Origin of the sequence: Aminivibrio sp. (assembly GCF_016756745.1) — a bacterium.
In the GTDB taxonomy this organism is placed as follows: Bacteria; Synergistota; Synergistia; order Synergistales; family Aminobacteriaceae; genus Aminivibrio.
In genome coordinates this window covers 103,716-114,395 of record NZ_JAESIH010000044.1, presented here as the reverse complement: position 1 = coordinate 114,395, position 10,680 = coordinate 103,716, and the positions used below count along the sequence as shown (strand labels likewise).

Sequence of the window (10,680 nt, the reverse complement as noted above, 5' to 3'; positions counted from 1 at the left end):
AGCATCCCGAGGGCAGCGAGGGGAGGATCTCGGGGTTGATTCTTCGTCCCTCAAGACCGAGATTCTTCGGGCTTCGCCCTCAGAATGACAACAAGGGCGAGATCCTTCGGCCAAGAAAGCCGGCCTCAGGATGACACCCCCTCTGTCGTCCTGAGCGAAGCGATCGCGAAGCATCCCGAGGGCAGCGAGGGGAGGATCTCGGGGTTGATTCTTCGTCCCTCAAGACCGAGATTCTTCGGGCTTCGCCCTCAGAATGACAACAAGGGCGAGATCCTTCGGCCAAGAAAGCCGGCCTCAGGATGACAGAACAGACGTCATCCCGAGCACAGCGATCGGGCGGTGGAACAGCCCTCAGGATGACAAAAAAAGCGAAGCCCAGGGATGACGAGCAAAGAAAATCAGTTTTCTCGAGGAGGTTTCTCATGGTTCCTCCGGTTCTGTACTGGAAAAACAATCGGCTTTATATTCTCGACCAGCGGGCGCTTCCCGGTGCGGTTATGTTTCTGGAATGTACGGCCGCAGAGGATGTGGCCGTGGCCATTGAAACCATGGCCGTCCGGGGGGCGCCTGCCATCGGCATAGCCGCCGCTTTCGGCGTGGCCATGGCGTCCAGGGACGGTCGGTCGGCAGCCCGGGATGCGTCCCTGCGCCTTGTACGGACCCGTCCCACGGCGGTGAACCTTTCCCGGGCTCTCCGCCGGATGGAGAAAATGATGGCCTCCCTTCCCGATGACGGCCTTTTTGAAGGTCTTCTCGCCGAGGCGGGGATGATCCTCGCCGACGACCTGGAATGCAACCGGGCCATGGGCAGGGCGGGGGCCGAACTGCTGCCGCCGGCGTGCACGGTGATAACCCACTGCAACGCCGGGGCACTGGCCACGGGCGGCCACGGCACGGCCCTGGGAGTCATCCGGTCCGCCCGGGAGGAGGGGAAGGACGTAAGGGTCTTTTCCTGCGAGACCCGACCCGTGCTGCAGGGAGCCCGCCTTACGGTGTGGGAGCTTCTCGAGGACGGTTTTGACGTGACCCTTATCTGCGACAATATGGCCGGAAGCCTGATGAAGAAGGGCGGGATCGACGCCGTGATCGTCGGGGCCGACAGGATCGCCGGCAACGGCGACACGGCGAATAAGATCGGCACCTATCCCCTGGCGGTACTTGCCCGCCATCACGGTATTCCATTTTACGTGGCGGCGCCGCTGACCACCATAGATCCCGGCTTGCCTTCTGGACGGGAGATCCCCATCGAGGAGCGGAAGGCCGAGGAAGTGAAGCGTCTTCCGGGAGGCGGTATGCTTCCCGACGACTATACGGTGTGGAACCCGGCCTTCGACGTGACGGACGGGGATCTCATCTCCGCCATCATTACCGAGAAGGGCGTGCTCAGGCCCCCCTACGGCCCGGCCATATCGGCTCTTTTCCCCAAGGAGGACTAAATCATGGAGTATAAGATCGCGGACCGGGCTCTTGCCCCTTCCGGTGAAAAGAAAATACGGTGGGCGAAGCAGTATATGCCTGTCCTGCGCCTGCTGGAGGAGAAATACCGAAAGGATAGGCCCCTCGCCGGAACGGTGATCTCCGCGTGCCTCCACCTGGAGGCGAAGACGGCCTGCCTGCTGATCCTGCTGAAGGATCTCGGCGCGAAGGTGACCGCCGCCGGGAGCAATCCCCTTTCAACCCAGGACGACATCTGCGCCGCCCTTGTGGAAAACGGCGTGTCCGTCTTCAGCCGCCACGGGATGACCACGGAGGAATATTTCTCTAACGTCCGCTCCGCCCTCTCCGTGAAGCCGAGCATTATCGTGGACGACGGGGCCGACCTGGCAGCCATGGTGCACAGCGAGATGCGGGGCCTGCTTCCGGGGATCCGGGGCGGCTCCGAGGAGACCACCTCCGGGGTAAAGCGCCTGAAGTCCATGGCCAACGAGGGGGTACTTGCCTTCCCCATGATTTCGGTGAACGACGCCCACAGCAAGTATCTCTTCGACAACCGGTACGGCACGGGGCAGTCGGTGATGGACGGTCTCCTCCGCACCACGAACATGCTGATTGCAGGGAAGAACGTGGTGATCGCCGGGTACGGCTGGTGCGGCAGGGGCGTGGCCATGCGGGCCTCCGCCATGGGCGCACGGGTAATCGTGACGGAGATCGACCCTCACCGGGCCTTCGAGGCCATCATGGACGGCTACGAAGTGGCCTCCATGGATGACGCCGCTTCCCGGGGGGACATCTTCCTGACCCTCACGGGAAACACGAAGGTCATCCGGCGGGAGCATTTCGAGAAAATGAAGGACGGGGTGCTCCTCGGCAATGCGGGGCACTTCGACGTTGAGATCTGCAAACCCGAACTCCGGGAATTGTCGTCCTCCGTGGAGCAGACCCGTCCCGGCGTTGAGACCTACACCCTGGAGGACGGCAGGCGCATTCACCTTCTCGGGGAGGGGCGGCTGGTGAACCTGGCCTGTGCCGACGGGCATCCTATCGAGATCATGGACCTGAGTTTCGCCCTGCAGCTCGAGTCCGCCGTTTTCCTCGCGAAGAACACCCTGAAGCCGGGGCTCTACGATGTGCCCGAGGTTATAGACAGGGCCGTCATGGAGGCAAAGCTTGCCTCGCTGAACATCCGGCTGGACAGGATGACCCCGGAACAGGTTGAGTACATGAAGAGCTGGGTGGAATGACATGGCTCTATTGCTGAAAAACTTTCTGCTTTGCGACGGAGGGATGGAAACGGCCCGGTACGGTTCGCTTATGGTGGAGGGCGGAAAGATCGCCGCTATTGGAGCGCCGGACTGGAATCCGCCCGCTGCCGAAACGGTGGACGGCGGCGGGAAGGCTGCCCTCCTTCCGGGCTTCGTGAACGCCCACACCCATGCCGCCATGAGCCTGCTGCGGGGGATCGGTGAAGAGGCCCCCCTCATGGAGTGGCTGAAGGAGAAAATCTGGCCTGCCGAGGCGAAACTGAGGGAAGAGCATGTCTACTGGGGAACCATGCTCGCTCTGCTCGAGATGGCGGCAAACGGCATAACGGCCTTCGGCGACATGTATTTCTTCATGGATTCCGTGGTGGAGGCGTCGCTGGAGATGGGCATGAAGTGCACCGCCGGACGGGGTATTGTGGGACCGGAGCAGGTGAAGCTGGAGGAAGGTCTGCGGCTTGCCGAAGCGTGGAAGGGCAGGGAGGAGTTCGTCACTGTACAGCTCGCTCCCCACGCGCCCTACACGGTGCCCATGCATTTTCTGAAGGAGATAGTGGCGGCGGCGAAGGACCGGAACCTTGGGATCCACTTCCATTTCCTGGAGGCGGAGTGGGAGACCGGCTACCTGAGAGACGAGATGAAAATGAGCCCGGCAGAGTATCTCAGGGAGGCGGGCCTGCCGGAGGTCCGGCAGGCGGTGCTGGCCCACTGCGTGTGGCTCGACCCCGCCGTTTTGGACGAGGTGGATTTTTCCAGGATGACCATCGTCCATAATCCGAACAGCAACCAGAAACTGGGCAGCGGCATGATGAACCTTCCGGGCATGATGGAAAAGACGCGGAAAATCGCCCTTGGCACCGACGGCGCGGCCAGCAACAACCGCCTCGACGTGTGGGGGGAGATGCGGTCCGCTGCGCTTGTATCCAAGGGGATTGCGAAGGACCCCACCGTCATTCCCGCCAGGGATGTGCTGCGCATGGCCACCTTCGAGGGGGCGGAAGCCCTTGGCTTTGAAAAGAAGGGCATGATCCGGGAGGGCTGGGCCGCCGACTTCGTGATGGTGGACCTGGACAGGCCCGAGTACGTGGGGATCGACGGGGAAAACGCGTCCCATTTTTTTGTGTACGCCGGAAGCTCCGCCGATGTGACGGGAACCATGGTCGCCGGGAAATGGCTGTACCGGGACGGAAGGTTTCCCGGGACGGACGCGGAGAAAATCCTCGCCAAGGCGAAGGAAATGCGGGATAATCTACTGAAGGGGTAGAAGCTGGTCGTTTGTCATTCCGAGGAGTGCAGCGAGGAGGAATACTGATTTGTCTTTGAATGCGAACCCCGAGATCCTTCTCTCGCTGGGCTCGGGATGCTTCGCGATCGCTTCGCTCAGGATGACACGTGCGGTTTGTCATTCTGAGGGCGAAGCCCGAAGAATCTTGGTCTTGCACCTAAGGGACGAAAGACCAAGAGCGAGATCCTTCGCTTCGCTCAGGATGACAAGAACCAGATTCTTCTCATTTCGTTGGGCTCGGGATGCTTCGCGATCGCTTCGCTCAGGATGACACGTGCGGTTTGTCATTCTGAGGGCGAAGCCCGAAGAATCTCGGTCTTGAGGGACGAAGAATCAACCCCGAGATCCTCCCCTTCGCTCAGGACGACAGAGGGGGTGTCATCCTGAGGCCGGCTTTTTGGCCGAAGGATCTCGCCCTTACCCCTAAGGGACGAAAGACCAAGAGCGAGATCCTCCCCTCGCTGGGCTCGGGATGCTTCGCGATCGCTTCGCTCAGGATGACACGTGCGGTTTGTCATTCTGAGGGCGAAGCCCGAAGAATCTCGGTCTTGCACCTAAGGGACGAAAGACCAAGAGCGAGATCCTTCGTCGCTGGGCTCCTCAGGATGACAAGAACCAGATTCTTCTCATTTCGTTGGGCTCGGGATGCTGCGCGATCGCTTCGCTCAGGACGACAGAGGGGGTGTCATCCTGAGGCCGGCTTTTTGGCCGAAGGATCTCGCCCTTACCCCTAAGGGACGAAAGACCAAGAGCGAGATCCTTCCCTCGCTGTGCTCGGGATGCTGCGCGATCGCTTCGCTCAGGACGACAGAGGGGGTGTCATCCTGAGGCCGGCTTTTTGGCCGAAGGATCTCGCCCTTACCCCTAAGGGACGAAAGACCAAGAGCGAGATCCTTCGCTTCGCTCAGGATGACAAAAAAAGGCCCTCAGGATGAAAAAAAGGTCCTCGAAATGACAAAAAGGGCGGAGCGTCAGCAGAATAGCATGTGGTTTTATCTTTACAGTCCTAGAAAGCATTCAGGGAGGAAGAATATTCATGCAGTGGAGATCAGGCAAGGAAATACGTTCACTATTCATTGATTTCTGGGTGTCAAAAGGAAGCAGGCATTTCCCGAGTTTTTCGCTCATTCCCGACGATCCTTCCCTGCTGTTCACCATTGCGGGAATGGTGCCCTTCAAGCCCTACTACCTCGGCATCCGGAAGCCCGAGGCGCCTCGGGCGGTGACCTCCCAGAAGTGTGTCCGGACCAACGACATCGACAACGTGGGCCGCACAGCCCGGCACCACACTTTTTTCGAGATGCTGGGGAACTTCGCCTGGGGGGACTATTTCAAGAAAGAGTCCATCACCTGGGGGTGGGAATTCCTGACCGAAGTGATCGGTCTCGAGCCGGACCGCATGTCGGTGACCATCTACGAGGACGACGACGAGGCCTACGACGCATGGCACAAGCTCGTTGGCATTCCGGACGCGCGCATCTTCAGATTCGGGAAGGACGATAATTTCTGGTTCATGGGGAACCAGGGCCCGTGCGGACCCTGTTCCGAGATTATGTACGACCAGGGTCCGGAGTTCTCCTGCGGCAGGCCGGAATGCGCTGTGGGGTGCGACTGCGACCGGTACCTGGAGATCTGGAACCACGTGTTCACCCAGTTTGACCTTCAGAAGGACGGAACCCTGGTGCCCCTGCCGAAGAAGAATATCGACACGGGGATGGGACTCGAGCGGCTGACGTCCATCGTCCAGCGGGTGCGGACCGACTTCGAGACGGACCTGTTCATGCCCATGATCGAGCGAGCCTGCGCCATGGGAGGCATCCACTACGGCTACAGCCCCAAGACCGATCTGGCGGTGCGGGTGATAGCCGACCATGTGCGCTCGGTGGCCTTCATGATCGCCGACGGCATTCTGCCCTCCAACGACGGCAGGGGGTACGTGCTCCGGAGGCTGTTGCGGCGGGCTGCCAGGTTCGGCCGTCTTCTCGGCGTGGACCGCCCCTTCCTGCTTGAATTTCTTCCCGACGTGATCGGTTTGATGGGGGACCCCTACCGGGAACTCATAGATAATCGGCTGACCGTGGAGCAGATCATCGACGTGGAGGAGAAGCGTTTCTGCCGTACTCTGGAGCAGGGAACGGAGCTGCTTGACGGCGAAGTGGCCAGGCTGAGGGGTGCCGGGCGGACCGAGCTTCCCGGCGATGTGGCCTTTGTGCTCTACGATACCTACGGCTTCCCCCTGGAGCTGACCATGGAGATTGCCGACGAGAACGGATTTACCGTAGACAGGGCCGGCTTCGACAGGGAGATGGCGGCTCAGCGGGAGCGCGCCCGGGCTTCGAGCAAGCAGAAGCGGAGCGCTCTGGCGGGCGACGTGTACAGCGAGTTGAACGAACGTCTTGGAGATACGCCTTTCACGGGGTACGAGGTTTCTGAATCGGAGAACTCCGTAGCCGCCATTGTCGTGGACGGGGAGGAAACGGAGTCCCTGGAAGAAGGAATGGAGGGGGAGATCATCCTCGACACCACGCCCTTCTACGGCGAAAAGGGCGGGCAGGTTGGCGACACCGGTACTATAGCGTCCACGGGCGGCAAGGCTGAAGTGACCGACACGGTGATCCGCTGCAGGGGGCTCGTGGTCCACAAGGTGAAGGTTCTCTCCGGAAGCCTGGCGGTGGGCGACGCGGTGCGGTCATGCGTAAACGACGAACGGCGCCGTGCCGTCCGGAGGAACCACACGGCCACGCATCTGCTTCACGAGGCCCTGGGCCGCGTGCTGGGAGGTCATGTGAGGCAGTCGGGTTCCCTTGTGGGGGAGAGCAGCCTGCGGTTTGACTTCACCCACTTCGAGGCCATGAGCAGAGAACAGCTTCTTGCCGTCGAGATGGAGGTGAACGCCCGCATCCTCGAGAATAGGGAGCTCACCGTGGAAGAGAGCGACATGGAGCATGCCAGGGAAATGGGGGCGAAGGCGCTTTTCGAGGAAAAGTACGGCGACGTGGTGCGGGTGGTCCGGATTCCGGGTTTCTCGGCAGAGCTGTGCGGCGGCCTGCACGTTGCGTCCACAGGGGAGATCGGGTGCTTCAAGATCCTCCGCGAGGAGGGCATCGGCTCCGGGACGCGCAGGATAACCGCCGTCACGGGACTGGCTGCCGTCCGGCTCTTCCAGAAGCTGTGGCGGTACGTGAATGACCTCGGCGCTATGCTCGCGGTGGACGAAAACGCCGTGCTCGAGAAGGTGGAGCAGCTTCAGGCCGAAGTGAAGGCCCTGAGAAGAAAGCGTGACGAGGAGAAGATGAATGCCCTGAGCGCACGGCTTCAGGAATCGCTCCACTGGTTCGCCCTTCCGGAGGGAGTTCAGGGTGTGTACGGCAGCTTCGGGGCCGTCGGCGCCGATGCGCTCCGGGAGATAGGCGACAGGCTGAAGAACGGGAAGAGGGAAGATGCCCTCGTGATTCTGCTGGCGTCGGTGGACGGCGACAACGTCCAGGTTGTCGCCATGGCGGACGACGAGGCGGTGGAAAAGGGAGTGTCCGCGGGAAAGATCGTCAGGGAAGCTTCGAAAATGCTCGGCGGCGGCGGCGGCGGACGGCCGAATCTCGCCCAGGGCGGCGGAAAGGACTCGGCTGCCCTGCCGAAGGTGTTCGAATCCTTCCAGGGATGGGTGGAGGGACAGATCCGAAGCTGATGAGACGAATTCTTGCCCTCGATATCGGAACCGTGAGAATCGGCGTGGCGGTCAGCGATCCCCTGGGGATGTTCGCCCAGGGGATCGCCGTTCTGCCTGCGGAAGGAGCCTGGCTCGAAGAACTCGACGCCCTGGTGGCCCGGTACGACCCCGAAACGCTGCTGCTCGGCATCCCCGTCAGGACGAACGGGACCCGGGGGCCGGAGGCCCTGAAAATAGAGGAGTGCGCCGAAATGCTCGGGAAGAGGTACCCGGACCTGAAGGTAATGCTCCACGATGAGCGCTTCTCCACGTCGATTGCCCTGCAGGCCCTCCTGGAAGGGGATGTGTCCCGCAAAGACCGGAAGGGAAAGGTGGACAAGGTGGCTGCGGCCCTTATTCTTCAGAGTTGGCTCGACCGCCGGTGCGGAGGTGTTTCATGACCCGGCTCCCCCCGGGGGTGAAGATGACCCCCATGCTTTCCCAGTACACCGAATGGAAAGCTCTCTACCCCGACTGCATCCTTTTTTTCCGCATGGGCGACTTTTACGAGATGTTCTTCGACGACGCCCGGAAGGCATCGGAGATACTGGACATCACCCTGACCGCCAGGGACGCCTCGAAAAGCATTCCCATGGCGGGGGTGCCGTGGCACGCGGTGAACGCCTACCTCGGACGGCTCGTCCGGGCGGGGTGCAAGGTGGCCATCTGCGAGCAGATCGGTGAGCCGGACGGCAAGACGCTGGTGGACCGACAGGTGGTCCGTATCGTTACTCCGGGGACCTTCGTGCCCGAGGATGCGGGGACGGGAGGACGGCTGGCGGCCGTAGCCCAGGCGGGCAAGGACATCGCCGCCGCCCTGCTTTCGGCGGAGACGGGGCGCCTGGAGGCCGGGATCTTTCCCCCGGGCGAGGCGGCGTCCCTGGTGGCGTCCTTCGCCCCCGGAGAGCTGCTTTTTCCGGAAAATTTCCGCATTTCCCGAAGTCTTCCCATGCTCTCCGGCTTTTTCCCCATCTCCCGTCCCGAGGAATTCTTCAGCCCCGTGTCCGGCACCCGGTGGCTGGCGGAGCAGTGGGGCGTGGCTTCCCTGGCCTCCTTCGGCGTGGAGGACAACAGCCCTTCGGCGGGGTGCGCCGCGGCGGCCCTGAAGTATTTTTCCGAGACCCAGTTCGGCGCGGTGAACCACGTGCGGCGGATCTACCCCCTGAAGCCGAAGGAGTATCTTCACCTGGACGTGACCACCCAGAGGAACCTGGAACTGCTTGACGAAGGCGGTCCTTCCCTGTGGGGCACCCTGAACCGGTGCCGGTCGCCCATGGGGCGGCGGACTCTCCGGGAGTGGATTCTCCGCCCCCTGCTGGACGAGGCGGCCGTAAGAAAGCGGCAGGACGGGGTGGAATACCTTCTTGCCGGTCCCGGAGAACGTCGGCGTCTGAGGGATCTGCTCTCGGAGTGCCGGGACGTGGAGCGTGCCACATCACGGCTGAGCATGGGCACCGGCAACCCCCGGGATCTCGGGGCCGTCCGGGACACCCTGCGGCTGCTCCCCTCCCTTCTTCCCCTGTGCTCGGGCCCCCTGGAGGAATGGACTGCCGGGCTTCCCGATTTTTCGGGCCTCGCCGCGGAACTGTGCTCCGCCCTGGAGGAGGACCTTCCCAGGGTCCGGGCAAACGGCGGCATCATCCGCACCGGCTACGACCGGGAGCTGGACGAATGGCGGGATGCCGGTTCCGGCGCATCGGCCTGGATGGACGCCTACCTGGAGAAAATCCGGACCGAAACGGGGATATCCAAGATCAAGGCGGGGTACAATAAGGTCTTCGGCTACTATCTCGAGGTGAGCAAGGGCTCCCTGGGCTCGGTGCCTGATTTCTTCATCAGGAAGCAGACTCTGGTGAACGCCGAGCGGTTCATCACGGAGGAGATGAAGGTCTTCGAGGAGAAGATGGAGTCCGCCTCCGCCGAAATTTCCCGGAGGGAGGGTGAGCTCTACGACCGGCTCGTCGGGGAAACGCTGGACCGGGTGGAGGACCTTCAGGCCCTCGGTGAGGCCCTCGCGGTCCTTGACGTGCTGGCCTCCCTTGCGGAGACGGCCCGGGAGAAGGGGTACGTCCGCCCCGTCGTGAATTCCGGGTTTGACCTCGTGGTGAAGAACGGCCGCCATCCCGTGGTGGAGGATGTGCTCACCGACTCTCCCTTCGTTCCCAATTCCCTGAAACTGGAAGGGGAGGGGAAGCGGATCGCCCTGATCACGGGGCCGAACATGGCGGGGAAGTCCACTTACCTGCGGAGCGCCGCGCTGCTGGTGATCATGGCCCAGATGGGGAGCTTCGTTCCGGCCGAGGCTGCGGAGATCGGGCTGTGCGACCGCATCTTCACGCGGATCGGGGCCCGGGACGACCTCGCCCGGGGCAGCAGCACCTTCATGGTGGAAATGGTGGAGACGGCCAACATCCTCCACAACGTCACGGACCGGAGCCTGGTGATCCTGGACGAAGTGGGGCGGGGGACCTCTACCTACGACGGCATGAGCATCGCCTGGGCCGTGCTGGAATACCTGGCCGACGGGTGCGGCGCCTCTCCGAAAGTGCTCTTCGCCACCCATTACCACGAGCTGACCTGCCTCGAGGAGCGGTTCCCCTGCATGGAGAACCTGAGCATGGCGGTGAAGGAGAGCGAGGGGGGCGTTTTCTTCCTTCACCAGGTGGTGAAGGGGAGCGCCGACCGGTCCTACGGCATCGAGGTGGCCCGTCTCGCCGGTCTGCCCCGTCCCGTGCTGCGGAGGGCCTTCGACCTTCTGCAGCGGTTCGAGAAGGAAGAACGAACGTTGAATTTCCCGAAGAAGAAGCGGGAAGTTTCGGGAGCCCGACAGATGAACCTGTTCGAGGCGGAGCGGCACAGCATCGTGGAGGAACTGGCGGCCATCGATCCCGACGGGCTGACGCCCTTCCGGGCCCTGGAGCTGTTGTACAAGCTGAGCGAGAAGAGCAGGGAGGTGCTTCGTCCTGAAAATCACTCTTCTTCCTGAGGAT

At 62.2% G+C, this 10,680-nt stretch carries 6 protein-coding genes; all 6 read left to right on the top strand.

What is annotated here, in order from left to right:
• The first annotated feature begins 422 nt into the window (after positions 1–422).
• The 6 genes from mtnA to mutS all read left to right on the top strand — a co-directional run bounded on the left by mtnA (position 423) and on the right by mutS (position 10,676).
• Positions 423–1,436: an S-methyl-5-thioribose-1-phosphate isomerase gene (gene mtnA / locus JMJ95_RS06490; protein ID WP_290683782.1), complete on the top strand. Its 1,014-nt coding sequence runs from the start codon at positions 423–425 to the stop codon at positions 1,434–1,436.
• A 3-nt stretch (positions 1,437–1,439) separates the two neighbouring features.
• Positions 1,440–2,681: an adenosylhomocysteinase gene (locus tag JMJ95_RS06485; protein ID WP_290683780.1), complete on the top strand. Its 1,242-nt coding sequence runs from the start codon at positions 1,440–1,442 to the stop codon at positions 2,679–2,681.
• A 1-nt stretch (position 2,682) separates the two neighbouring features.
• On the top strand, positions 2,683–3,963 hold the full coding sequence (locus tag JMJ95_RS06480; protein WP_290683778.1) for an amidohydrolase: 1,281 nt from the start codon (positions 2,683–2,685) through the stop codon (positions 3,961–3,963).
• A 1,057-nt stretch (positions 3,964–5,020) separates the two neighbouring features.
• Entirely contained in the window at positions 5,021–7,669 is a 2,649-nt protein-coding gene (gene alaS, locus JMJ95_RS06475) for an alanine--tRNA ligase (RefSeq protein WP_290683776.1), read from the top strand.
• Positions 7,669–8,091, top strand: coding sequence for a Holliday junction resolvase RuvX (gene ruvX / locus JMJ95_RS06470; protein WP_290683774.1), 423 nt, complete (start codon positions 7,669–7,671; stop codon positions 8,089–8,091). Before alaS ends, ruvX begins: the two co-directional genes overlap by 1 nt.
• Positions 8,088–10,676, top strand: a complete 2,589-nt coding sequence (mutS, locus tag JMJ95_RS06465; RefSeq protein WP_290683772.1) for a DNA mismatch repair protein MutS — start codon at positions 8,088–8,090, stop codon at positions 10,674–10,676. The genes ruvX and mutS overlap by 4 nt, the downstream gene beginning before the upstream one ends.
• The last annotated feature ends 4 nt before the right edge of the window (positions 10,677–10,680 follow it).